Source organism: Oceaniferula flava (genome assembly GCF_016811075.1).
Classification (GTDB): domain Bacteria; phylum Verrucomicrobiota; class Verrucomicrobiia; order Verrucomicrobiales; family Akkermansiaceae; genus Oceaniferula; species Oceaniferula flava.
Genome location: NZ_JAFBGL010000001.1, coordinates 1 through 25,267 on the forward strand (window position 1 = coordinate 1; position 25,267 = coordinate 25,267).

16 protein-coding genes are annotated in these 25,267 nt (G+C 56.0%); 6 read left to right on the forward strand and 10 right to left on the reverse strand.

Translation table 11 applies throughout. From position 1 onward, the window contains the following. The first annotated feature begins 325 nt into the window (after positions 1-325). Positions 326-1,042: a DUF3108 domain-containing protein gene (locus tag JO972_RS00005; protein WP_309487930.1), complete on the forward strand. Its 717-nt coding sequence runs from the start codon at positions 326-328 to the stop codon at positions 1,040-1,042. Positions 1,043-1,047: 5 nt separating this feature from the next. Here the strand turns inward: JO972_RS00005 and JO972_RS00010 are convergent, their stop codons facing one another. Further along, complete coding sequence (locus tag JO972_RS00010) at positions 1,048-1,782, reverse strand: TetR/AcrR family transcriptional regulator (protein ID WP_309487931.1); 735 nt, start codon at positions 1,780-1,782, stop codon at positions 1,048-1,050. On the opposite strand from JO972_RS00010, the gene JO972_RS00015 reads away from it, so the two are divergent. From JO972_RS00015 to glpX, 4 genes are all read left to right on the forward strand, one after another. Next, a complete protein-coding gene (locus JO972_RS00015) occupies positions 1,781-3,193 on the forward strand; it encodes an efflux transporter outer membrane subunit (protein WP_309487932.1) in 1,413 nt (470 codons plus the stop codon). The genes JO972_RS00010 and JO972_RS00015 overlap by 2 nt on opposite strands. 32 nt (positions 3,194-3,225) lie before the next feature. Continuing rightward, positions 3,226-4,380, forward strand: a complete 1,155-nt coding sequence (locus JO972_RS00020; protein ID WP_309487933.1) for an efflux RND transporter periplasmic adaptor subunit — start codon at positions 3,226-3,228, stop codon at positions 4,378-4,380. Positions 4,381-4,416: 36 nt separating this feature from the next. Beyond that, entirely contained in the window at positions 4,417-7,575 is a 3,159-nt protein-coding gene (locus JO972_RS00025) for an efflux RND transporter permease subunit (RefSeq protein ID WP_309487934.1), read from the forward strand. Between the two features lie 94 nt (positions 7,576-7,669). Next, positions 7,670-8,746, forward strand: a complete 1,077-nt coding sequence (gene glpX, locus JO972_RS00030) for a class II fructose-bisphosphatase (protein WP_309487935.1) — start codon at positions 7,670-7,672, stop codon at positions 8,744-8,746. A 51-nt stretch (positions 8,747-8,797) separates the two neighbouring features. On the opposite strand, the gene JO972_RS00035 is transcribed toward glpX, so the two are convergent. From JO972_RS00035 to JO972_RS00075, 9 genes are all read right to left on the reverse strand, one after another. Then, the gene (locus JO972_RS00035) at positions 8,798-10,279 is read right to left on the reverse strand and encodes a sulfatase family protein (RefSeq protein ID WP_309487936.1); all 1,482 of its coding nucleotides are present in this window, start codon (positions 10,277-10,279) and stop codon (positions 8,798-8,800) included. 157 nt (positions 10,280-10,436) lie between these two features. Beyond that, positions 10,437-11,192, reverse strand: coding sequence for a PEP-CTERM sorting domain-containing protein (locus tag JO972_RS00040; protein ID WP_309487937.1), 756 nt, complete (start codon positions 11,190-11,192; stop codon positions 10,437-10,439). 71 nt (positions 11,193-11,263) lie between these two features. Next, positions 11,264-12,106, reverse strand: coding sequence for a GH25 family lysozyme (locus JO972_RS00045; protein ID WP_309487938.1), 843 nt, complete (start codon positions 12,104-12,106; stop codon positions 11,264-11,266). A gap of 73 nt (positions 12,107-12,179) precedes the next feature. Continuing rightward, positions 12,180-13,916: a sulfatase gene (locus JO972_RS00050; RefSeq protein WP_309487939.1), complete on the reverse strand. Its 1,737-nt coding sequence runs from the start codon at positions 13,914-13,916 to the stop codon at positions 12,180-12,182. 111 nt (positions 13,917-14,027) lie between these two features. After that, the gene (locus JO972_RS00055; RefSeq protein WP_309487940.1) at positions 14,028-15,311 is read right to left on the reverse strand and encodes an MFS transporter; all 1,284 of its coding nucleotides are present in this window, start codon (positions 15,309-15,311) and stop codon (positions 14,028-14,030) included. Then, entirely contained in the window at positions 15,308-16,669 is a 1,362-nt protein-coding gene (locus tag JO972_RS00060) for an FAD-dependent oxidoreductase (RefSeq protein WP_309487941.1), read from the reverse strand. The genes JO972_RS00055 and JO972_RS00060 overlap by 4 nt, the downstream gene beginning before the upstream one ends. Before the next feature lie 91 nt (positions 16,670-16,760). Beyond that, positions 16,761-17,366: a sigma-70 family RNA polymerase sigma factor gene (locus JO972_RS00065; protein ID WP_309487942.1), complete on the reverse strand. Its 606-nt coding sequence runs from the start codon at positions 17,364-17,366 to the stop codon at positions 16,761-16,763. Positions 17,367-17,454: 88 nt separating this feature from the next. Beyond that, a complete protein-coding gene (locus JO972_RS00070; protein WP_309487943.1) occupies positions 17,455-18,822 on the reverse strand; it encodes a replication-associated recombination protein A in 1,368 nt (455 codons plus the stop codon). Positions 18,823-18,827: 5 nt separating this feature from the next. Then, on the reverse strand, positions 18,828-22,304 hold the full coding sequence (locus JO972_RS00075) for an ATP-binding cassette domain-containing protein (protein ID WP_309487944.1): 3,477 nt from the start codon (positions 22,302-22,304) through the stop codon (positions 18,828-18,830). Between the two features lie 324 nt (positions 22,305-22,628). Here JO972_RS00075 and ftsH point away from each other — a divergent pair, with 324 nt between their 5' ends. Further along, positions 22,629-25,022, forward strand: a complete 2,394-nt coding sequence (ftsH, locus tag JO972_RS00080) for an ATP-dependent zinc metalloprotease FtsH (protein WP_309487945.1) — start codon at positions 22,629-22,631, stop codon at positions 25,020-25,022. Positions 25,023-25,267: the final 245 nt, after the last annotated feature.

The following is a 25,267-nucleotide window of genomic DNA, read 5'->3' on the forward strand; positions in this document are numbered from 1 at the left end:
ACATGCCATACAGCCTGACATGGTATACAACGCATGCCGGTCTGACACAGCGATGTGTTGGAATGCACCATAACTTGGAAACTCGCGCTGAATTCGGCCACAAAGGCTAACTGGAAAGTTGAACATAACCGAGCCCCTTTGCCCGTTAATTAACCTTTAACCGAATAGATGGTAGACCGGCAAGGTTGATTGCTCACCGGGTGCGGGATGATCGGACGCTCTCGCTGGCTGTTTCATCAGCGTCTACTTACCAATTTATCCGATCTATCGTGTGTAAAGAGCTTTGCTCTTGAGCAATGGTGAAGTTGGTTTAATCTTGTCGATCATGTTCCCTCTTAGAAACCTGTTGATCGTATCTCTGATGTTTATTTCTGTGGTAGTTTCTTATGGTGATGAAAATGAAGCTATTTGGCAGCCAAAGGTGGGAGATAGTTGGGTTTACCAAGTTACTATTGATGTTCCCAAGGGTTCTAAGCTTCCTGATAATGTTGAAGGCCAGAGGATTGAAGAACTTGAGGATAAGCAACGGGCTTCATTTATCCAAACTACAGTTTATAAAGGAGTGCAGGAAATGTCCGAGGGGGGCGCTGAGGCACATGCATTTTTTGTTTCTAACGGAAAACAACTTCAGGAAATTCAATTTATGAAAATCACTCCGACGTCCGTGGAAGCTATGGGGCTCAAGCCGGAGGGTAAGGAGCCTCAAGATGTGAAACCATTGAGTAGGGCCATCCCTTTGGTTATGTCGGACTGGAAGGGTGGCGAGGCTTTTCCATTCATGATGGATCATGTGGAAAATGGTGCGAAAATGCGTATGATTCGCAAGTTCAAGGTTTTGGGGTGGGAAACTTTAGAGACCAAAGCTGGCAAGTTTCAAGCTCTTCACGTGCTAGTCACCGGGAAAAATGGACCTATTGAACTTAACCGGAGTTATTGGTTCTCACCAGGCAATGGTTTTATCAAAGAGGTGAAAAAATATTACGCAGGTGAGCAAACAATTTTCACCCAAACGCGAGTTCTTAAAAAAATGGGGAATAAGTAAGTTCCCTACGACTCACAGCCATTGAGAAACAGGTCGACGGTTGACTCCGCGATCTGAAGAAGCTCTTTTTTTGTCGGTGGTGATTCGATGCCAAAGAATTGCGGCCAAAAGACAAATTCCATGAGCAGTCCGGAGAATTGTCGGCTCAATGTCTGTATAGCTATTGTTTTGATAGCTCCAGCTTGGGCTGCATCTGCTAGCCAGAGTTCGAAGCCGTTGGCGTCGCAGCGAATACGCTGAAACGTCTCTGCTGAGAGTCCTGGGTTTCTCACACGTTCTGGCAAGATCACCTTGCAGAGAGCAATGAATTTTGGGCTCATACTGAGCTCGATTTTCTTTTTGGCAAAATCGAGTAATTGTTCACGAAGTGTGATCGCTGGATCGAAAGGCTCTGGCACAACGTTCGTGACGGAATCACACAGCTGCTTACTAATTTCCTGAAACAGAGCCTCTTTACTTTCAAAATGATTATACACCGTCCGTTTAGATACTTTGGCCCTAGAGGCGATGGAATCCATGTTCGAACAATTGTATCCAGATATCTGAAATTCCTTAATGGCTGCTTGCACAATTGCGGCTCGCTTTTTTTGACTAAGTGTAAGGTTCATGGGGTATTTCGGGTAATTTTCGCCAGACGGCTGATAAATAAGTAGACTTTTAAGTTTACTTTGTCGAGAGCTAAAGTAAACCCACCAGTGTAACCCGCCCAGCGGAACAGAAGAAATCAAGCATTTGACCATGACGAACCACTTATCATTTTTCGGAGCAGGAGCAGTATTGAGTATTACGATAGGGCTAAGCGGGTGCCAGATTCCTAGTTCGGACCTAGCCAAACCAACGGCTCCTACTCCGGCTCATTATCAGCATGCTTCAAGTAAGAATGGTAAGCGCCAAGCGAAGAGCGATCAATGGTGGCTGGCATTTGGTGACTCACGTTTAAACTCTCTGATGAGCCAAGTGCGTGACAGTAACCGAGACTTGCGTGGTGGTATGAAGCGAGTTGAACAAGCTCGAGCCTTGGTAATTTCCACACGCTCAGGTCGTATACCACAAGTTTCATCCAGTTCGAGTGCCCTACGGAACGGTATTTCCGGTGAGGTCGTTCGTAGCACAGCAGGAAAGACGGACGGCTATACCCGGAATCTCTATTCACTTCCTGTATCGGTGGATTGGGAACTCGATTTATTCGGGAGGATTCGCAAAGGTGAGGCCGCAGCTCAGGCCGATGTGCAAGCGGCTGAGGAAGATTACTTGGCTCTGCGGTTATCGTTGGAAACGCAAGCAGCTACATCCTATTTCACTCTGCGAGCTCTCGACAGTGAGATCGCTATTGTGAGGGAGGGTGTTGTAAGCCGGAAAGCCTCTTTGAAATTAGCAAACGATCGCCGTGAACTCGGAGTCGTCAGTGAATTGGATGTTGCGCAGGCTCAAGCTTTGTTAGCTAGTAGTGAGGCTGATCTTGCAGCGTTACTACGTGAGCGAGCAGCCCAGGAAGCATCACTCGCAGTTTTGGTTGGAAAGCCAGCATCGAACTTTTCGGTTGCAGCCCGGCGTCTTACAGGCAGACCTCCATCCATTCCTGCTGGACTTCCTTCTGAGTTAGCTCGTTCCCGACCTGACATCCGTCGTGTTGAAAGACTTTTAGCTGCTGAAAATGCACGTGTCGGCGTCGCAGTTGCAGCTTTCTATCCATCCATCAGTCTAAATGGTAACGTTGGGGTGCAGGCATCTGATATTTCCGATATGTTCACGAAAGGGGCTCGTTACTGGGGGATTGGGCCAAGTGTGTATTTGCCAATCTTCACCGGCGGTCAGAACAAGGCGAACTTGCAGCGCTCCAAGGCGCGCTACGAGGAGGTGCTTGAGCTCTATCAACAGACTGTGCTTGAAAGTTTGGCCGAAGTTGAAACCGCATTGTCGGCGGTGAAACATTATCGTCGTCAAGTGTCGGCCCAGAGCCGCGTGGTGACAGCTTCCAATGAGGCAAGGAACATTGCCAAAGCTCAATACGAAGGGGGCACGGTGAACTATCTGAATGTGTTAGATGCCGAACGCACAGCACTCAATGGTGAACGAGAGCAGGCCCGTCTGAAGGGAGCTGAGTATATCAATGCCGTGCAGCTCATCCGTGCTTTGGGCGGACGTTGGTAGAAGCTTTATAACTTATAAATAGTAATTAGATCATGAAACAATTAATCTGGATGACCTCCGCAGCAGCAATCTCTTTGGTAGCGAGCTGTGATAAGAAAGCAGCCCAACAAGGTGCGGCACCACCCAAGGCGTTGGTTGAATTTGTGCACCCTGAAAAAAAGGAAATCATCGATTGGGATGAATACAACGGACGCCTTGAGGCCATGGAAAGTGTCGAAGTCCGCGCCAGGGTGGGTGGCATGTTAGAGGAGATCCATTTCACGGATGGACAAATGGTCGAAAAAGGAGATCTGCTATTCACCATTGATGCCAAGCCTTTTGCCGCAGCTCTAGCAGCAGCCGAAGCTGACCTTGCGCAGGCAGAATCAGCCAGAAATTTGGCTAAAACGAACTTCGAACGTGGCCAGAAGCTGCTGTCGCGCAACGCGATTTCAAAAGAAGAAGCCGACATCCGCTCCGGCGATTTCACCGTGGCCGAGGCTCGAGTGCAGGCAGCCAAAGCGCGTGTCGAAACAGCTAAACTCGATACCGATTATACCAAAGTGAGAGCGCCTATCGGTGGTCGTATCTCAGATCACTATGTTTCCACCGGCAACTTGATTAGCGGTGGTTCTGCTCAGTCGACCTTGCTGACCCGGATTGTTTCGGTGAACCCGATCTATTGTCGGATCGATGCTGATGAAGCCTCCGTGCTGAAATACATGCGTCTCGATCAAGAAGGTAAACGTAAATCCGCTAGAGATCACAAAGTGCAAGCGCAGCTCGCGATCACTGGCGATCAGGGCTACCCGAGAGAAGGATACGTGGACTTCGTTGATAACTCACTGAACCCGGAGACTGCAACACTTCGTGCACGGACTATTTTTGAGAATAAGGACGGTCTACTCGTTCCTGGAATGTTTGCCAAAGTCAGGCTGCCTGGCAGTGGCAAGTTTATGGCCACCTTGGTGCCTGAGATTGCCATCCAGACGCAACAAGACTTTACCTTCCTGCTGACGGTGGATGGCAACGAAACGGTCAAGGTGGTGCCAGTCGAATTAGGGCCAACCTATGGAGACATGAGAGCCATCAATGGCGAGCTTCCGGCTGATCTACGCGTCATTGTTTCAGGCATCACCGGTGCCCGACCGGGAGCTTCGGTGCAGGCAATTCCCTTCGAAGACGATCAAGCTACTGCTGGGAAATAGAGTCGAAGAGATTCTAACCTATACATATTTACAGTCATGAAACTACCTCAGTTTTTCATCGATCGACCGATTTTTGCTTCGGTGATCTCCATCGTCATCATGCTGGTAGGCGGCATTGCCTACCTGACCTTACCGGTGGCGCAGTATCCAGAAATTGCTCCACCTACTATTCAGGTGACAGCCAGCTATCCGGGTGCCAGCCCTGATGTTTTGGCCGAGACGGTTTCCACTCCGTTAGAGCAGGAAATCAATGGGGTGGAGAAAATGATCTACATGACCTCCCAGAGCACCAGTAATGGAGCGGTGACGATCACCGTGTCTTTTGAACAAGGCACGGATGTGGATGAAGCTCAGGTGCTGGTGCAGAACCGGGTGTCGCGCGCCTTGCCCAAGCTGCCCGAGTTAGTGCAGCGCACCGGTGTGGTGACGGAAAAGGCCAGTCCCGATCTTCTGTTAGTAGCGCATTTGATTGCCGATGATGGTGAGTTGAGCCAGCTTTTCGTAGGCAACTATGCCTACCTGCGAGTCAGAGATGAACTGCTCCGCTTGAACGGGGTGGGCAATGTCACCGTCTTCGGTGCCAGCGAATACAGTATGCGGGTGTGGCTCGATCCACAAAAACTAGCAGCCCGGAACCTCACCTCCGGCGATGTTCTTGCGGCTTTGAGCGAGCAGAATGTGCAGGTGGCCGCAGGCACGATCGGTAAGCAGCCGATGGATCAATCGATGGCGTTTGAGATGAGTGTGCTGGCCAAGGGCCGACTCAAAGACGCTGAGGAATTTGAACAAATCATTGTGAAAACCGGCGACTCCGGACAGATCGTGCACCTCGGTGAAGTGGCTCGCATCGAGCTGGGTTCGCAGGACTACTCCCGTGAAAGTTATCTCGATGGAAAACCGGCAATCGGTATCGGTGTGACCCAGAAACCTGGGTCGAATGCGTTAGAAACAGCTCAGGAGGTGGAGGACACCTTGGAGCGTCTGTCTCAAGATTTCCCCGTGGGGCTCAGCCACACCATCGTTTATAACCCAACCGTTTTCGTCGAGGAATCGATCAACTCCGTTTACCACACCCTGATCGAAGCGGTCTGTCTGGTGGTCATTGTGATTTTGGTATTCCTGCAGAACTGGCGAGCCTCGTTGATTCCGCTGTTAGCCATTCCGGTTTCCTTGATCGGTGCCCTTGGAGTGATGGCGGCGATGGATTTCTCGCTGAATAACCTGACCTTGTTTGGACTCGTGCTGGCGATCGGTATTGTGGTCGATGACGCCATTGTCGTGGTTGAGGGCGTTGAGCGCCATTTGGAAGAAGGCTTGAGCCCGAAAGATGCCACCAGCTTGGCGATGAAAGAGGTCAGTGGTGCCTTGGTGTCGATGGCGCTGGTCCTCTGTGCCGTGTTTGTTCCCACCGCATTCATCACAGGTATTTCCGGACAGTTCTATCAGCAATTTGCCATCACCATCGCGGTGGCCACCGTGATCTCCGCTTTTGTTTCACTGACTCTGAGTCCGGCGATGTGTGCCATTCTACTGCGTTCGCCAGATGCGAAAAAAGATTGGTTTCAGAAAGGTGCCGATCTGATTTTCGGTTGGTTCTTCCGCCTGTTTAACCGCTTCTTCAATAAGCTCTCGAATGTTTATGGCGGTATTGTGAAACGAGTGACGCGCTTCGCCGTGTTGATGCTGCTGCTTTACTTCGGCTTGGTAGGTCTCGGTGGTTTCACCTTCACCAAGGTGCCCAGCGGATTCATTCCCACTCAGGATCAAGGGTATTTAATTTTATCGATCCAGCTGCCACCTGCCGCCTCATTGAGTCGGACCCGTGACGTGGTGAAGGAAGCCGGTGAAATCGCTCGTGGCATCGATGGTGTCGGCCACACTGTGGAAATTGCCGGTTTCTCCGGTGCGACCCGCTCGATCGCGTCCAATGCAGCAGCCATCTTTGTGATCCTTGACCCCTTCGATGAACGCACCGCATCAGGGCGGAACTCGGCCGTGATCTCGGCGGACCTGAAGAAGGCACTGGCTCCCGTGACGGAGTCGAACAACGTGGTCATCGCGCCGCCACCAGTGCGTGGTATCGGCACCGGCGGAGGATTCAAGCTCATGCTGCAAAGCCAGGCCAATGGCAGTTATGACGAGCTGGAAAAGGTGACCCAGGAGTTCTTAATGAAGGTCAACAAAGACCCAAGCACGGCCTACGCCTTTACCACCTTCAGTGCCCAGACGCCGCAGTATTATGCTGACATCGATCGTGATAAGGCGAAGATGATGAATGTTCCGATGTCCAATGTTTTTGAGACCTTGCAAGTGGCCTTGGGCTCATCCTACGTGAATGATTTTAACCAGTTTGGTCGCTCCTACCGAGTGATCGCACAGGCGGAATCGCAATACCGCGATCAGGAAAGTGACGTCCGCCTGCTGAGCACACGGAACAGCGATGGCAAGATCGTCCCGCTCGGGTCCTTGGTGAAAATGAACCGGGTGACCGGCCCGGACCGTGTGGTTCGTCACAACCTTTACCCCACAGCAGAAATCATCGGCATCACCGCGCCCGGCGTGAGCTCCGGCGATAGTTTGGATGCGGTGGAGAAATTGGCTGAACAGCTACCACCCGGATATACTTTTGCCTGGATTGACATCGCCTATCAGGAGCGAGCTGCGGGGAACACAGCCGCGCTGGTATTTGCTTTGGCGGTGGTCTTTGTTTTCCTTCTGTTAGCGGCCCAGTATGAAAGTTGGGGACTGCCGATGGCGGTGATCCTGATTGTTCCGATGTGTCTGTTCAGTGCCATTGCCGGAGTCATGCTGCGCGAAATGGATAACAACATCCTGACCCAGATCGGCTTTGTGGTTCTGATTGGCCTCGCTGCCAAGAATGCGATTCTGATTGTCGAGTTTGCCCGCCAGCAGGAGGACGATGGGAAAGATCGCTTTGAAGCAGCCATCGAAGCCTGTCGACTCCGTTTGCGCCCGATCCTGATGACCTCCTTCGCCTTTATTCTAGGCGTGGTGCCACTGGTTATCTCCACCGGGCCTGGTGCCGAGATGCGTCAGTCGCTGGGAACGGCGGTGTTCGCCGGAATGTTAGGTGTGACCTTCTTCGGCCTGATCTTCACCCCGGTATTCTATGTGCTGGTTCGCGGTATGTTCCAGAAACGGCGCGATCGCCAAGCCCTGGAGGCCAAAAGTTAATGGATAGGATTTTAGTCAGTTGTGACAGTATATGTCACAACTGACTCTCTCCTAGATTGAGTTCGAGGAGGGCTGTGGGAAGATGTTGGACGTCATGACCAGCTCAGAAAAACCCGCCGATCCAGAACGCATCATTGAATTTGAATTCCTCCGTGCCACCGAAGCAGCCGCATTGAATGCGATGCGCTGGGCTGGTCGAGGTGAAAAAGAATCCGCCGACGAAGCCGCCTGTGATGCCATCCGCGGCATTTTCGACCTCATGGATATCCGTGGGGAAGTGGTCATTGGCGAGGGGATCAAAGACGAGGCGCCTGGTCTTTTCAAAGGTGAAAAGGTGGGCAAGTGGGGGGCTGAGGACTCAGTGTTCGACATCGCGCTCGACCCGGTGGATGGCACCACCAATATTTCCAAAGGCATGCCAAACTCGATTGCCTGCATCGCTGCAGCCATTCCTGAAGAAGGCAGCGATAGTGCGCTGCAGGACATTCCTGCTTTCTACATGACCAAGCTGGCCTACCCGCAAAAGGTGCGTTTGGCGTGGATGGCGGATCCTTCACTTCCACTCAGTCTGGATGCTCCCTTTGAAGAGGTGATTAAGCTGACTGCGCGAATTTTGGAGAAGGATGTTAGGGATATCGTGGTCATGGTGCTCGATCGTCCACGCAACCAGCCGTGGGTGGATATCACCCGCAAAACCGGAGCCCAGTTACGCATGATTGCCGATGGTGATATCACCGCGGCGCTGGCTCCAGCATTCGAAGACAGCGGCATCGATCTCTACGTTGGCATTGGCGGATCGCCAGAAGGCGTGCTGAGCGCGGCCGGACTACGCTGTCTCGGCGGCGGAATGCAGGCGAAGATCTGGGTGAGCAGTGAGGAGGAACGTGAGAGCCTCATTAAAGAAGGCTGGGGCGATCGCCTGGATGAGACTTTCCGCTCCAAGGACCTCGCCCAGGGCTCGAGTATTATTTTCTGTGCCACCGGAATCACCGATAGCCCCTTGCTCAATGGGATCAAGGTGACCGGTCACCATGTAACAACTCACTCCGTGCTGATGCGTGCGAAAAGCCGCACCGTGCGCTACGTCGAGGCAGTGCATAATCTGGAAGCCAAAACCATCCGGCTGCGTTCTACCGGTAAGGAGGAGAGCTTGCTCAACCAGATTCGTTAGAGACTTCCTGGTCGCTGTGTCCGCCCTACTTCCGCAGGGCTGGCACAGCGCTTACTTGATGTTTTCTTTCAAGGCCCCGAAGCTCCAGAAATCTCGAGGGTCATCTTTTTCCGGCTGCTTGAGCATGAACTTTCGGGTGTAGAGCTTGTGGTTGTATTTGAACCAATGGTTGTCGGACATCCACAGAGGATTCATCTCGAGGGAGGTCTCCCACTCACGCAGGCGATCTCTGAGTTTTTTTGCCATCTCAGGTTGTTCCCGGTAGAGATTATTCAATTCTGAGGGATCTTCGGCGAGCTGATACAGTTCTGGCTCCGAGTGCGCGGGGATCAGAAGTTTCCAATTGCCGGATCGCACCGACTTCGCTCTAAGTGTGATTCGCCAGAAAAGGGCTCGGTGAGGGCGTCCTTTGCGTTCACCGCGCAGATACGGTAGGAGGTCTACGCCATCGGTGACGTGTCGGCCTTTGTCCCCTTTGGCGGAGCTGCCCAAGGGCTGTGTGCGTGGAACTTCGGCTCCCGCGGCGGCCATGAAGGTGGGGAGGATATCGAGCGAGATGACAGGCTCGGTGTAGGTTTTTCCCTTAGGGAGATGAGTGGGCCAATGATAGATAGTGGGGACACGAACTCCGCCCTCAAGATTAGACCCTTTTCCGCCCCGAAGCGGCGCGTTGATGGCGTGGGAGACTTCCACCGACCCTCCGTTATCGGAGAGGAAAACAATCAGGGTGTTTTCCAACTGACCGAGCTCCTTCAGTTTGGCAATGATGGTTCCGATATTGCGATCCATGTTGTGCTGCATGGCGCAGTAAATCCGCCGGGTTTTATCCTGGATGTGATCGAATTTGGCGAGGTCTTCATCTTTCGCCTGCATCGGTGAGTGCGGTGTGTTGTAGGAGAGGTAGAGGAACCACGGCTGGTCGTCCTGGCTATGGCGCTCGATGTAATCCTTGGCCTCGAGGGTGAACCAGTCGGTGAGATACGGCGTCCGGATCTTCGTGACCTTGTTCCCATTGAGTGTCAGTTTATTATTCGTTGGAGTGGGCCAGTAGTGGTGGTGGCCATCTAACATACCGAAGAAATAGTCGAAGCCCCGCTGGTTCGGATGCATCTCAGGCACTGCCTTGCCGAGATGCCACTTGCCGATGATTCCGGTGTGGTAGCCTATTTGTTTGAGCCGATCGGAAAGCAGCGGTTGCTTCAGTGAGATACCTTCATACTCGTCGTGGAGCTCTTTGACCGAGCCGAGGTTATGTTCGAAGCCAATCCGGTTTTGGTAGCGGCCGGTGAGTAAACCAGCTCGGGAGGGAGCGCAGACGGAGGCTGACACATAGCCATCGGTGCAGCGAACACCTTCCGCGGCCAGGGCATCCAGGTTGGGAGTCGGCACTTGTTTGGAACCATAGCAGGAGAGATCGCCATAGCCCATGTCATCGGCCAGAATAATGAGCAGGTTGGGCTTGTCGGAGGCTGTCAGAGAGAGTGGAACAAGGCAGCCGACCAGAAGAAGGGAAATGCGGATGAGCGGAAGCATGTGAAAAGCATAGCGCCGACGAAGCGCACGTGGGGAGGATAAAAATGACGGGCTGTGAATGCCGTCTGATCGAGGAGGGGCGTCCGCCTCTCAAAAAAAGAGCTGCCTCTACTTTCGGGGGGGACTCGAAAGCAGATCGCAGCTCGTTGAAGGTGGTCTAGCTTCTCCGGCGTCTCCATGTCAGACCGAACGCAGCCAAGCCTAGCAGGGTCAGCGAGGAGGGTTCAGGAACGGCTTCGCCATTGATGGTGAATGTGTCCACATCGACAAAGTAACCGTTCGTGCCATCAAGTTTTGCTGCTGACAGGCTGAACTCATACGTAGTGTTGGCACTGAGGGTTGTCCCTGTTAGTGACAAGGAGCTGTCTGGCGATCCTCCGGAGGTTGGTCCATTGGTGCTGATGCTGTCGCTGACAGGTGATCCGAGGATGGATGATCCACCGGTGGAAATATCGAGTGTGGCGGTGAACAAATTGGCAGCAACCCCGGTGTTACTTTGCAATGTACGGCCACTGTTGGTGCGGTAGCTGTCGAAACTGAAATCCTCGAGGCTGAGATCGGACGATCCGGTGGTGAGTGACCAAACAATGGTCCATGTGTTGTTCGCTCCGTTGGTTCCGACATTGATGTTGGGACTCAATGCCTTCGAGATCGAGTCGGTGGTGCCTCCGTCGGCATTGGTGATGCGGTAATTGGAGGTGCTGGTGAAGAGGTTGTCGCTGGTAAAGCTCGAGTCAACGATGTTCCAGCTCGACTGAGCAACCATTGAGCCGGTATGTCCGTTGACGCTCGTGCCCGAGGCGTCACTGATGGTGGTAAAATCGTTGCTCGCGAGCACAGCGGCGTACGAGGCGGTGACGCCGGCTAACTGCAGGGCGACAGCGGCAAAGGTTCTTTTGTGTGTTGAGTTCATGGAACCATAATCAATCACCAAAGTGGCGTTGCGCGCGAGAGTGGGATTTCGTTATGGGGTGTGTATTTTCCTTACCACACCCACGATTGGTCATACCAGAAGCGACGAAGTTCCTCGAGGCTGCCATTGAAACCATTGCGTTCGATCGGGCGGTCGAGGTTGCCGAAATAGCGTGGCGTCTGCCATGATCCACCACGGTAGTTGTAGGGTTGGGATTTGCCATTTTTCCACCACACACCGCCGTATTGCCACATGCACCAGGTGTTCCAGATGCCGCTACTGTTAGCCAGCTGCTGCGGCGTTTTTAGCTTGGGGTGACTGCGGGAATAGAGCGCCAGCCAGTAGGGACACTGACGGAGAATCGCTTTTTGTCGGCCTGTGGCATTCTGCAGTGTGTTGCGGATGGCGTCTCCATTTTCCAGGTAGACCACCGGGTATTTGCCGGTCAGTTGTTGGATCCGGGTGACAAAGCTGACAATTTGTTCGGCCTGGCAGTTGGTATCGATGTCGGCGACCATGAGAATACGGTCGGCCCGAATGCCGCGGGTGGCTTTGATTTCTCGCAGGCGATTGACAAAGCGCTCCGCATGATAGTTCGGCGAAGAACCCGGGAGCAGGTAATAGTAGGATCCTAACAATAGACCTTGGCGATCTGCTCCGGCGAGGAAATCCGCACATTTGGTATCGAGCACCGGCCCCTTGGCGCAGCGGGCAATAAGGCCGTGGGCACCATTGGCTCTCAGTGCTGATTGATTCGCAGGCGAATAGGAGCGCCCCGGACGCTGTTTTTCTTTGGGGTCATAATGCGAGACATTGATGACCTTGGGGGACTCTTGGTAGGAAACCTTGCCATACTGAGAGCATGATGCAGTCAGCAGCAGAGTAGCGAGTAAGAGGAGGTGCGTGGGTTTCATGAGAACTGAAACCTAAAGGATTTCCCCCTCCGATGAGAAGGGGGAATTTGAAACAAGTGCGTTTGATCCGGAATTACTCGGCGGCATTCTTGGGGATCACGCCTTTGGCCATGCGGTCGCCTAGCTTGAAGTAGCCCATGAGCTCGCCGCTTTCCTTAGTGATTGCCCAGACGGATCCGGGGCGGCCTTTGATTTCCACTTCGCTCTCAGCCTTCACCAGAGCTTTTTCAGTGAGTTCCATCTCGGCACTGACTTCGTGAATCTTGGCGTTCACTGGCGATTGGTTGACGAAGACCAAGCGGACGTTGCTGCCGTCGGCATTGGGCTTGAGGATCTTTGTTGGATCGGATGTTTTTTTCCACCTCATCGAGGGTAGATCTTTGACCTTCACCTTGGGCTTCGGAGCGAAGGTTTTTGGCACAAATGCCTTCAGCTGCTCGAGCTTCGCCTGGTGTTCCGGGTGCTTGGCCAGGTTGGTCCACTCGTGTGGATCTTGGTCGATGTTGTAGAGCTCTTCGCCGCCGTCACGGTAGCTGATGTAGCGCCATCCTTTGCCACTGACCCCCAAGCTGGCTGCGTCTTCGAGGAAGGTGGGGACCGGGTCGCTGCTGGTGTTGGCATCGAGAAGTTGGGGCACGATGCTGGGGGCGTCACAGGCATCGGGCGTGGGTAGGCCACAGAGCTCGGTGAGGGTGGGGTAGAGACTGAGCAGGCTGACCGGCTGTTCACAGACGGTTCCGGGGGTGGTGCCTTTGGGCAGTTTGGACGATAGCTTTTCCGGAACCTTTACCATCAGGGGAACGCGGGTGCAGGCGCGCCACGCGGTGTATTTCTGCCAGTGCTGTTTTTCTCCGAGGTGCCAGCCGTGGTCCGACCACAGCACGACGATGGTGTTGTTTTTGTTCGGTCCTTCTTCCAGGGCATCGAGCACACGGCCTAACATAGTGTCGGCAAAGTAAATCGATGCCAGGTAACCTTGCACCGCTTGCTTCCATTGTTTTTCCTTTTGAATGTGGTCGAAGTAACGGTTGTGTGCGAAGCGTTTTCCCAAAGCAGGCACATCATCGAGGTCGTCTTTGCGGTAGCCGGGGGGGAGCTGGATGGAATCTAACGGGAACTTTTCAAAATACTTCGCCGGAACAAACCATGGCTCGTGAGGGCGATAGATGCCACAGGCGAGGAAGAACGGTTTGTCATGTTCTTTCTTGAGATAGTTGCCCACAAATTCGGTCACGCTGTAGTCGCCGCCGAAATCCTTGTCGGAGGTTTCCAGCGGGCCCCAGTCGGTTTCCACATACTGCCATGGACCTCCGACCGGCAGGGAAACCGGGCGTTTTTCCGGGTAGAGTGTTTTTGGCAAGGGCATTTCCGTTTCCTTCGGAGGGAAGTAATCATTCCACGAGCGGGCATCGGTGACGTAGTGCAGCATTTTACCTGATCCGGTCGACCAATACCCGTGGTCGGTAAAGTGCTTGGGGATGAGGGTGGCATCAGGAAGCACATCGCGCATCACCTGCGCATTGCTGTAAATTCCGGAGCGGTGTGGGGACTGGCCGGTGAAGATGGCGCTGCGTGAAGCATTGCATGCGGGGGCGACGCAGTGGGCATTGGTGAAAAGCACGCCGCTGGCAGCGAGGCGGTCCATGTTCGGAGTGATCGTCTGGGGGTGGCCACCCAAGCAGCCAATCCAATCGTTCAAGTCATCAAGCGCAATGAACAGGACATTCGGCTTGGTTTCCTCGGCCTGGGCACCGAGCACACCGCTGGCCGCCAACATCAGGATCAATAGCTTCCGAAATTTTATTTTCATAGCTGCAGAGAACCGAAAATAGGGAACCGGAGAAAGCCAATTCTCGTCGGACAAGGGGTCAAAAAACCATCAGGACGAGCTGTTGCCGCTGCGTATTGAGCGGTGGGTGACTTAGCTTTGATGGGGCTCGGTGTCACCTTCGGGCGGCGTGGACCGCGAGGCAAGTTCCAGTGCCAGCGCCCCCAACGCCAGCAGCCCTGCGATGCAAGCCAGCACCCATTTCGGTTCGAACCCGGTTCCCCAGAGCGCGACCAGCAGCCAGGGAGACAGAGCTTTCGAGAACACACTCGGCATGGCTAAGACTCCATTGAGTTCGGCATATCGGTGGGTGCCAAACAGCTCCGCCGGAGCGGTGCCTTTGACGATGGTCATCACTCCGTTGCCCAGGCCAAACAGTGCGGCAAACAAGCAGAGCACCGGGAGGCTGGGAGGCAGGGTGATCAGAATGGTGAGCGAGAGCAGCAGCAGCGTCATCGCCGCGCGACCAATCTGCAGGGATGAAAAATGGTGACCTTTTGCCGCGAGTAAAAGTCGACCGAGCACCTGCATCGGCCCAATGATCACAATGGCTTTCAAGATCATCGCGGGGGCGACCTCCATGGCCGTGAGCAGGGGGATGATCAGAAAGGTCAGGCCGGAAAAGGCACCCGTGTAGGCGGTGAACCAGAGAGCGAGGTTGAGGAAGCGACGATCGGAGATTTCGCTGCGCAGGGTGCTCCACCGCAGCCGTAATTGCTCAGTCACAGGGGCTGGTCGGGGAGCTCTGGGAATAGCAAGTCGCTTCGGGATGCTGAGCCAGTGCAGGGGCGCGCCGACAATGATCAGCAGGGCTCCGCAGGCCTGCAAGGCTCCGCGCCAGCCCAAGTGCGACTCTGCCAAATAGACCAGCGGAATGAATGCGGTGCTGGCCAATCCGGCGAGCAGGGTGACCAACGTGATGCCCTGGCGGTAGTGCGAGCGGAATGTCTGCGTGATGACTGCAAAGGCAGGATCGTAAAGCAAGCATCCCATCGCGATGCCCAAACCCACCCAGCTGATGAGATAGGGAAGCGGACTGTGAACCGCCGACATCATCAGCAGCGATAAGCCTCCTAACAGCGACCCTGCTGCCATCACCGCGCGCCCGCCCCGGTTTTGAATCCACGCCCCAACAGGCAGCGCGCTCAGCCCCCAGACGAGTAGTCCGAGGGAGAGGCCCGCGTTGAGAAATGATCGCGACCAAGTGGTCTCGGTAGCGATCGATTCCAGCATCACAGTGAAGGTGTAATAAAGCACACCCCACGAGAGCAGCTGCCCAACCGCCAGGCACCACGCCAGCCCCCAAGGTTTGGGATCGGCGTTGTCAGAGGTCCACGGGGCGGTGGGGCTGACCTGTTGAGCCTCGGCCGGTTTCATCGGCAGCAGGCGGAGGTCTCACCTTCGTCAGCGGCCGGCTCGGCGGAGCAGCAGGAGGTGGGGGCTGGCTCGGCGCTACAGCTGGGCGCAGCGTCCTGGCTGCAGACTCCGGTTTCTGGTAGTTCGAGCTCCACGTTCGCGGCGGCTTCGTGGTCGCCAGCAATCTCAGCCACCACGGAGCGCACTTGCTCATGGCCGGTGGCCAGGAGGAAAGTGGGTGCCCGACCGTAACTTTTCATGCCCACGATATAGAAACCGGATTCAGGATGGGTGAGTTCGCGTGCGCCGTGTGGTGGCACGCTGCCGCAGCTGTGTTCGTTGGGATCAATCAGGGGGGCGAGTGCACGCACGGATTCGAGCGCGGGATCGATCTCGACGCGGATCTCGCGCAGCATTGCGAGGTTGGGACGGAAGCCGGTTTTGACAATGGCGCGATCCACGGTGAACGATCGCTCACCGTCCGGTCCGCTGCCGGAAACTTGGATTTGCTGATCGCCCTGAGCCGCCAGCTGCTGAATCTCGAAGGGGGTGATTAATTCGACGTCGCCACGGTCCACGGCAGCCTTCGCCCGGAGACCCATCTCGCCACGCGCCGGTAGGGCGTCGTTCGCTCCTCCGCCGAAGACCTGATCGAGGCAGGCTTTGCGCATCACCCAGATGATTTGGGTCGCGGGAGCTTCTTTCTTCACTTCTAACAAGTCAAGCACGCCGGTGAACGACGAGTGGCCACTGCCAACAACGAGCACGCTGCGGTTTTGATATTTTTCTCTGGCGCAGCCACGGATGTCCGGGATGCCGTAATCGATGAGGTCACGCACCTGCTCTTCACCAATCGGGTGCAGTCCGTTCGAGCCCATTGGATTCGGTTGGTTCCAGGTGCCGCTGGCATCGATCACCGACTTGAATGCTCGTTCTTCCAGCTCACCGTTCTGCTCAATCCGGAGTGTGAAGGCTCGGTCGGCGCGGCCACGGGTGCGCACCTTGTCGAGACCGCGGCGTGAAATTGCCAGAACCTTGCTGTCAAAGCGAAGGCACTTGGCCATGGCGGGGACTTGCGCCAGTGGCGTTAGGTAGTCCGCGATCAGTTCTCCGCCAGTGGGGAGGTGTTCAGGATCGGGCTCTGACCAATCGCTCTGCTGCAGCAAGCGTCGAGCGGCGGAGTCGATGTTGAATTTCCAAGGCGAAAACATCCGCACATGGGCCCACTGGCTCACCGAGTGGGCAATGGATGCCCCCGCTTCAAAAACAACGACGGATTCTCCACGTTCTAACAAATGAGCGGCGGCGGCTAAGCCGATGGGGCCGGCTCCGATGACGGCGACCGGCAAGGGTTCTGATAGTTCTGTGTTATTGTTCATGCCTTAAAGAGACGTGAATTTCCAAAAAAGGACGCAGAAAAAAATCGAGAAGTCCTCAAGCGGCAGCTCCACCGAGCGTGAAACAAGCCTGTTAGGCGCAATAGCCGGGGCGAGGCTCCACCTCCACTACGCCGCCATAGCGATCGGTCTCTAGCAGACAGCAGCGCTCGACTGCATCCCGCACCGCCGCCCGCGCCCGCTGCACCCGCGACTTGGCTCCCGACACCGAGATGCCGGCATTCTTGGCGAGCTCCACCTGGGAGTGACCTTGGCAGTCGGTAAAGCACAGCGCATCGCGGTAGATCGGCGGTAAGCCCTCGACCACCTCGCGTAGAAATGCGCTCAGGATCTCGGGGAAATAATTTTTGCCATCGGCGTGAACCAGAGAGGCCAAGGAGTCGTCCGCCGCGCCGTCATCCAGAAAGGTTGCGGATTTCTGAGCCCCCCGAAAGTAATCGGCGATGGTATTGCGGGCGATCTGATAGAGCCAGGGGCGTCGACGTTGCGGGTCCTTCAGGTGATTGATTTTCTCGAAGGCCTTGAGGAGGATTTCCTGGGTCAAATCCTCCGCCACATGGGGGTCGCGCACCCGACTTAGCACAAAGCGCAGCAGGGATGAACGGACTTCGTCACTGGCCCAGAGCTCATCCTTCGGCGATGAGCTGGGTGAGGATGGCGTAGGGCTCGCAGGCATCATGACCTCGCCAATTTATGACGATGCGTCATCCTGTCCAGCGAAACTGAGTGTCTAACGCCCCCCTGATGATGGGGTGGTTGGATTTTTGTTAGCGGCCTTTTTGATTCGATTGCTGAAACTGGCCTCGCCAATAATCCAGCCGTTCCTTGATGCGTTTCTCGAGACCGTTCTCCGTCGGTGTGTAGTAAGTTTTCCCCTCGGGCAGGTAGGCCTGGGGCACGTAGTTGCCTTCGTAGTCGTGCGAGTAATGGTATTGGAGCGATTCCTCACTGGCACCGGACCCTTGGGCGAGTTTCTTGCGGGTTCCTGTTCGCAGGTGTTCCGGCACAGCGAGGGTGCGGCCCTCTTTGACATCCTCCATGGCGGCACCGAGCGCGGCGTAGGCACTGTTAGACTTCGGCGCGGTGGCGAGGTGCACGGTGGCGTGGGCCAGCGGAATGCGTCCTTCCGGCATGCCGATGAACTCGAAGGCCTGCTGTGCGGCGATGGCAACCTGAATGGCCGAGGAGTCGGCCAGGCCAATATCTTCGCTGGCAGAGATCACCAGACGTCTGGCGATGAAGCGCGGGTCTTCCCCGGCGGTCAGCATCTTCGCCAGCCAGTAAAGCGCGGCGTCCGGGTCAGAACCACGGATGGATTTGATAAAGGCGGAGATGGTGTCGTAGTGCGCATCGCCGTCGGCATCATAGACAATCGCCTTTTGCTGGATCGATTCCTCAGCGACTTCGAGCGTAATGCGGACCTGGCCGCCATCGCTTTCGGGGGTGGTGAGCGCGGCCAGTTCCAGGGCGGTAAGCGCACGCCGGGCGTCGCCGTCTGACTTTTCAGCCAAATGAGCCAAGGCCTTGTCATCGACGCGGATGTCCATGGTCCCCAGCCCCCGCTCTTTATCCTGCAAGGCGCGCTGCATGAGCCCCACGAGGTCGTTGTTAGGGACGGGTTCCAGCTGAAAAATCTGGGAACGTGAGACGAGGGGGGAGTTGACGTAAAAATACGGATTGTGGGTGGTGGCTCCGATAAATCGCACGGTGCCACGCTCAACGTGAGGCAGCAGCACGTCTTGTTGCGCTTTGTTGAAGCGATGAATCTCGTCGATAAACAGGATGGTGGTCTGGTCGCGCAGTTGCCGCCATTTCTGAGCCTGGGCAATTTTTTCCCGGATCTCTCCGACGTTGGACTCGACCCCGTTCAGCATCTCAAAGCGATTGTCGGTGCTGTTGGCGATCACTGTGGCGAGGGTTGTTTTGCCGGTGCCTGGAGGGCCGTAGAAGATTAAGGACGAAAATCGGTCGGCCTCGATGGCGCGGCGCAGCAAATTCCCTTCGGCGAGGATGTGTTTCTGACCAGCGACTTCGTCGAGCGTGCGCGGACGCATGCGTGCGGCGAGTGGGGCGTCGGTTCTGGTCTTGGCAGGACCAGTGGCTTCGGGCATTGGCTCTGGGAAAAGGGAATCCATGTGAGTTATCGGGTGCGGTGGTTCCGGAGGTGCAGGAACAAGGTGGTGAGTGATAGGCAGAACACAATGCAGGCGCAGATCACGATGCGACAGGCTTGCGTGCTTCGGGTGGTAAATCCAAACCAATATTTCCACTCGGCCAAGAAGATACTGCGTTTCGTCGCTTGGCGGTAATCCACCCGATCAATCTCCGACTTGCTGACTAACAGGTCTGTGCGAGTGTTGACGAAGAAGTCGCGGACCGGTCGGGTCTCGATGCTTTCGTCGTCCGGATAAGGAGGTATTTCCAGCAGCTCGTCCATGGTTTTACGTCGACCGGCGTGGGCGAGTTTCCATGCGAGACTTTTGGCCTCGGTGGCATCCGTGGCCTCGGCGGCCATGAGTCTGCGGAGGGATTCTTTGAGAATGTCGAGTCGCTCGCTCTGCTCCGCGGTCAGCTTCTGGCTGAGATCTCCGGCCAGACGTTTTTCGCCGACAGCTTTCAAGGGATCGATCGCCGCTTGCACCTTGCGGCGTTTGTTTTCGAAGGGGTTTTCCGTGGCCTGGCTGACGGTCATGCCCTCGTAGGCATAGCGCAGCGGCATGAAGCGTGCTGGAAAGGGTTCGGCTCCTGCAGCCCGACCTTTATCGGCCCCTTGGAAAAGACCTCGGTTCATTTCGTCAAAGGAAACCAGCGCGCCTGCGAGTAGTAGTTGGGGAACTAACAGCAGGGGGACGGCGCTCAGGGCGGCACGTTCGGTGGTGACCAAGGAGGATACCACAAGCGCCATCGCCGTGCCGCACAATGCGGTCAATGTCATCCACATCCAGTGGGTGGTGAACATGCCGTAGATATCTAACATTTCATGCCCGATCCACGTGTAAATCGCGCACTGCAGCGCAGCCACAATCGCCAAAGCAAGGAATTTGGCACCGACGTAAAGCACCGTGCCCGTGCGGCAGTTCCGCTCCCGCCGGAGCACGGGGAAATCTCGCAGGATCTCGGTGGCGCTGTTGGTCAGGCCGAGGAACATGCCGATGGTGACGGTGAGGAAAATGTAGACTGGCAGATGCAGTCCGCTGTGGAAGGAGTAGGCCCCTTCCGGTGATGCCCTGAGGGTCACCCCGATGAGGAGAGCGAGCAATGGAGCTTCTAACAAGATACTGTAAAGAGTGCCGCGATTGCGGAACTTCGAGATCATCGTGCGGTGGAAATGGGTGCGGAACAGGCGTTCCCATTCGAAAATACGCTGTCGGCTCGAGCGCGTGGGCACTGCCATGTGGTCCTCGCTCAGAGGCACGCTGCCCATTTGGCTTTGGCTGGGAATATCGCCACGTGCCACTTCATTGACCAGCTGGCTGCCTTCGAAACGTTCCTGCCAGAATGTTGGTGGGAAACGGCGGACGCCCCCTCCTTCACGACCCGCATGTCCGTAGAGTGGCGTTTCCAGAATATCGAAGACGAAGTCCGCGCCGCCCACTTTCTCCGCCTTGAGAGTTTTGGCGGTGAGGATGTGCAGCTCCTTGCTGGACTCGCGGAAGTAGTGAGCCATACCCTGAGGGGTGCCGAAAAAGGCAACGCGACCGCCTTTGTCGAGCAGCAGCACCTTGTCGAAAAGCCTCAGCACCCGCGCACCGGGGCGGTGCAAGGAGGCGATCACAATGTTGTCGCGCGAAAGAGTGTGCAAGGTTTCCGCGACGTGTTCGGAATCCTTGGACGAGAGGCCGGAGATGGGTTCGTCAAAGAGGAAGATCTCAGCCGGACTGCTGAGGTCCAGGCCGAGGTTGAGACGACCCCGTTCGCCGCCACTGATAGTTTTGTCGCCGGGCGACCCCACTTTCCTGCGTGCCAGTGGCTGCAGTGCCAGTTCGGCGAGAATGGAGTCCACCCGCTTGGCATGCTCGGCGTGACCAAGGTGCGGACGACGAATCATCGAGGCGTGATTGAGGTGCTCGCGAACCGTGAGTTGGGGATTCAGAGCCTCCTCCTGAGGCATGCTGGCGATGAATGGGGCGAGCCGTTTGCGGTGCTCGTAGAGCGACACCCCGTTGAGCCGGATGTGGCCGCGGTTGGGCTTGAGGTGACCGGCCAAGGCGGCCAAGAGCGTGCTCTTGCCACTGCCGCTGGGCCCCATGATACAGAGCATTTCACCCCGCTTGACCGAGAACTCGACATTATCGAGCACTGTGACAGGGCCGTATTGATGGTTGAGGCTCTCCACGCTGAGGTCGCGGATCACGGTGCGCTCCTCGTCGAGCAGGCTTTCGCTGAAGCGACAGCGCACCGCCTGGTTCGGGCTGAGGCGGATGAGCGATCCGTCCACCAGCCGGGCCTCTGATCTGATGGGCTGTCCGTTGACCATGACCACGCGTTCGGCATCGATGATCTTCAGATGTCCTTCGGCGGTGTTCGGGTTGAACTTAATCTTCAGCACCATGCGGCGTGCCAGGCCGGGGGAGAGGAGGACATCGCCGCGCTTGATGGCGGAGGGGTCATTGGAGACGAGACATTCCTGCCTTCCGGCTTCCATCCGAAAGCGGTTGCCAGTTTCCATCGCTTGTTTGCGCAGAGATTCCAGGCTGGCCTCTGTGCCGTTGTCCAGGAGGATGTGATCCTGAATCGAGAGGAGATAGGTTTTCCCGGGGATCATCGCCTCGCCGGAGCTCAGACGCATGTCGGTCTCCACCAGCGCCTCCACTTTGACATTCAGGCCGAAATCGAGTCTCACCGTGCTCTGCCTCGAGCGGATCCGCTCCGCCGTTAGTTGGTCGTCGGTCTCGTTAATATAAAGGGTGCGACGTTGGCCAGTGCGGGCGGCATTGAGGAAAAAGGAAATGTCTTCGGCGACGATGGTCCACTCGGGGAGGCCGATGCTCTGGTGCGGGCGCAGTCGCATGCACTGGCCGCTGGCGAGTGAGCTGCCACTGATCCACAGCGGTTCTTGCCCGGTGTTGCGGATCAGGATGAGGTCCTTGGAGCGATAGGCGCAGAATGAGAAATCGCGCTGGTCGGCTGGCAGGCTGACATCTTTTTCCTCATCCGAACCGAAGCTGACTTTATCAAAGGGTAAGGGGGTGACCGGTGGCTTGCCTGCCATCTCGTCCATGATCGCGGTGCCTATCTCCGCGGCATTCAGGTTGGTCATGACCTGGCTGAAGGCTTTTTTTCCACGGAACTCCGACCCGGAGGCAACGACCAGGAGGTGCAACTGCAGTCCGAGCGAGACGCGGTCGTCGGTATCCAGCTCGTTGCGCAGGGACTTGGCGACTTTTTCGATCGGTTCCGGGGATGCTAGCGCCCGGTGCAGGCGGCGTGCCAGCCAGGCGTGGTCGGCCTCAGGAAAGGCATGGCGCAAAAGATCCAGAGCCACCTCGGCCTCGGCGCGGTCGACCCGATCGTCCAGGGCGGCAAAGGAGGCAAAAACATCCACCAGACCGCCGGTATGACGCATTCCACCGGGGGCGGTGGGGGAGAATTTACGCAGGAATGGAATGTTTTCCATCCAGCTGATCATTCGGTGTTTTTTGCGCGGAGCATGGTCGTCTGGTTCTGCCACGGGGCTATGTTGGGCTGGAAATCGGCATAGCGCAAGCGTGCTGCGTGAGAGATGGGGAATCGGTGTGGCTCTGGTGGCCGGCGGAGGTGGGTAGAAAAAAGCATTTCCTTTTTCTAATCCTGCGCTAGTTTCACCCGCGCCCCGGATGCATCCGCACCTAGGGAACAGGGCATTGAAGGTTGAAAAAGTGACGCCGGTGCCTACCCCACACCGCCCCCTTAAGACCCTTTCAACGACTCGCGCAGAGCCCTATTTACTACTTATTTTTCTATGTCTAATCAACAACCACCGGAACCTCCACCTACGCCACGCGGCGCAAAGAAATCAGACAAGGGCCAGCCCAATGGCGGCGGCACCAACTGGCGCGTAATCATTCTCATGGCCATCGCACTGGGCATCCTGGTGCTGGCTTGGCAGTCGAGCGGTTTTGGGAAGCCCAAGCGTCTCTCCTACACCGAGTTCCTCGATTACCTCGATGCCGGTAAGGTGGTTTCCAGCCAGAACCTTCCCAAGCGTGGCGAAGGGTTTCCCGATCAACGATTTAAACTGAAGAAATCCGGTGAGTCCTCCGTGGTCTTCACCGTTTCCGGTTTCTACTACAAAGACAACCCATGGAATGGCGACAAGGAAAGCGCGGATCAGGAAGCCTTCCTGATCCCTATCAATACCCAGCTGCACAAGGAACAACTGGATGCCATTCAGGCCCGCCAGTCGATCCCTCTGCGGATTGTCAAAGAACTCCCCGATGAAAACGATGGCAAACAGCTGACCCTTAACGATCTGCGCAGAATGTTGGCGCGTGACGCGGTGATCATGGACGATCCCAAGAATGCCTTCGAAATCGTTTCCCTCGAGGGATCCAACGATAAATACATCGTCGGTAAGCGCTACGTCTTCCCCGAGGTGAACAAAGCCACCGACGAGCAGGGGCTGGCTCCTTTTGAAATCGATATCAACACCCAGGAACTCGCTGGCTACGATGCCGCCGTGATCAAGAATTTGGCGGCCTTCCAGCCCGACTCTGGCATGATGCGCTTCCTGTTGGTGCAGATGCTGCCGATTATGCTCATCATCCTGGTGATCTTCTTCCTCTTCCGCCATCAAATGAAGTCGGCCGGTCGTGGCGCGATGAGTTTTGGCAAGAGCAAGGCCCGCCTGCTGACCATGGACAAAAACCGCGTCACCTTCAAAGACGTGGCCGGTATCCAGGAGGCCAAGGAAGAGCTGTTTGAAGTGGTCGACTACCTGCGTGACCCCAAGAAGTTCCAGAAACTTGGCGGTAACCTGCCCAAAGGTCTGCTCATGGTAGGCCCTCCCGGCACGGGTAAAACCCTTCTCGCCCGAGCCATCGCTGGTGAGGCCGATGTGCCGTTCTTCTCGATCTCCGGTTCCGACTTCGTGGAAATGTTTGTCGGTGTCGGTGCCAGCCGGGTGCGCGACATGTTCGAGCAAGGAAAGAAAAATTCCCCCTGCCTGATCTTCATTGATGAGATCGATGCCGTCGGTCGCCACCGTGGTCACGGCATGGGTGGAGGCCACGATGAACGCGAGCAGACGCTGAATGCCCTGCTGGTGGAAATGGATGGTTTCGATACCCGCACCGGCGTGATCATCATCGCCGCGACGAACCGCCCCGACGTTCTCGACCCCGCACTGCTGCGTCCCGGCCGATTCGATCGCCAGGTCAGCGTCGGACTGCCCGATGTCAACGGTCGTGAGGAAATCCTCAAGGTGCACGTCAAGCGGATCAAAATGGAGCCCGATACCGATCTCAACATCATCGCTCGTGGCACCCCCGGATTCTCCGGAGCCGAGCTGGCCAACTTGATCAACGAAGCAGCCCTACTTGCCGCGCGCAAAGGACTGGATTCCGTCACCATCGCCGAGATGGAGGAAGCTCGTGATAAAGTCCGCTGGGGCCGTGAACGCCGCAGCCTCGCCCTCAGCGAGAAAGAGAAGGAGAACACCGCCTACCACGAGGCAGGCCACGCCATTCTCAACGTGCTGTTGGAACACACCGACCCGCTTCACAAGGTCACCATCATCCCGCGTGGCCCGTCCTTGGGATCCACCATGTTCTTGCCGGAGGAGGATAAATTCACCTACCGTCAGAAGGAGTTGGTCGATCAGTTAGTCGTCGCCATGGGCGGTCGTGTTGCCGAGGAGATCACTTTTGGAAATGTCACCAACGGAGCCGTCGGCGATATCCGCATGGCCACCAACATTGCTCGCAAAATGGTCTGCGAGTGGGGCATGAGTGCCGATCTCGGCATGGTCGAATATGGCGAGGAACGCGGTGAGGTCTTTGTGGCTCGCGATGTAGGATCGTCCCGCGGTTACTCCGAAGTTACTGCTCGCAAGATTGACGAGGAAATTAAAACCCTCATCGATGACGCCTACGCTAAAGCCAAGGCCATGCTCATTGAGCACAACGAGGCTCTTGTGAAGCTTTCCAAGGCTTTGCTCGAATACGAAACTTTGGATGCCCAGCAAGTTGAGGAAATCATCGAGCACGGCGAGATGAAAAACCCACCAACACCTCCCAGTAATACCACGATCCCCGGTAATCAGACCGACAGTGGTGTTGCCAAGAAGCCCATCGCCGATGCTCCATCCAGTGATGACGATCCCTTGGCCGGCGAAGCCGTAGGCGCTCCCGCCTAAGCAAACCGATATGCTGTAGTCGAACGGCTGCAGCTGACCTCTTCAACACAACGCTAAGCTTTCAGGCTCCGATCCGGGGCCAAGGCTTAGCGTTTTTTTTGCCCTGATCCGATTCACCGCCCAACTCCTGGGCGAGCTCCACCTGTTCTACTGGGCTCTATTTTCTAACTTCCTGTCCACGGCTGAGCCTCGCTGTGGGGCAGGCGGTGTATTGACCTTGAACATTCCCAGCCTCTTGGTGTCTT

Coding starts and splice junctions, on each gene's coding strand:
- JO972_RS00065 (WP_309487942.1), bottom strand. CDS start 17,366: ATGATGCCTGCGAGCCCTACGCCATCCTCACCCAGCTCATCGCCGAAG.
- ftsH (WP_309487945.1), top strand. CDS start 22,629: ATGTCTAATCAACAACCACCGGAACCTCCACCTACGCCACGCGGCGCA.
- JO972_RS00055 (WP_309487940.1), bottom strand. CDS start 15,311: ATGAAACCGGCCGAGGCTCAACAGGTCAGCCCCACCGCCCCGTGGACC.
- JO972_RS00050 (WP_309487939.1), bottom strand. CDS start 13,916: ATGAAAATAAAATTTCGGAAGCTATTGATCCTGATGTTGGCGGCCAGC.
- JO972_RS00015 (WP_309487932.1), top strand. CDS start 1,781: ATGACGAACCACTTATCATTTTTCGGAGCAGGAGCAGTATTGAGTATT.
- JO972_RS00040 (WP_309487937.1), bottom strand. CDS start 11,192: ATGAACTCAACACACAAAAGAACCTTTGCCGCTGTCGCCCTGCAGTTA.
- glpX (WP_309487935.1), top strand. CDS start 7,670: ATGACCAGCTCAGAAAAACCCGCCGATCCAGAACGCATCATTGAATTT.
- JO972_RS00005 (WP_309487930.1), top strand. CDS start 326: ATGTTCCCTCTTAGAAACCTGTTGATCGTATCTCTGATGTTTATTTCT.
- JO972_RS00010 (WP_309487931.1), bottom strand. CDS start 1,782: ATGGTCAAATGCTTGATTTCTTCTGTTCCGCTGGGCGGGTTACACTGG.
- JO972_RS00070 (WP_309487943.1), bottom strand. CDS start 18,822: ATGGATTCCCTTTTCCCAGAGCCAATGCCCGAAGCCACTGGTCCTGCC.
- JO972_RS00075 (WP_309487944.1), bottom strand. CDS start 22,304: ATGGAAAACATTCCATTCCTGCGTAAATTCTCCCCCACCGCCCCCGGT.
- JO972_RS00025 (WP_309487934.1), top strand. CDS start 4,417: ATGAAACTACCTCAGTTTTTCATCGATCGACCGATTTTTGCTTCGGTG.
- JO972_RS00020 (WP_309487933.1), top strand. CDS start 3,226: ATGAAACAATTAATCTGGATGACCTCCGCAGCAGCAATCTCTTTGGTA.
- JO972_RS00035 (WP_309487936.1), bottom strand. CDS start 10,279: ATGCTTCCGCTCATCCGCATTTCCCTTCTTCTGGTCGGCTGCCTTGTT.
- JO972_RS00045 (WP_309487938.1), bottom strand. CDS start 12,106: ATGAAACCCACGCACCTCCTCTTACTCGCTACTCTGCTGCTGACTGCA.
- JO972_RS00060 (WP_309487941.1), bottom strand. CDS start 16,669: ATGAACAATAACACAGAACTATCAGAACCCTTGCCGGTCGCCGTCATC.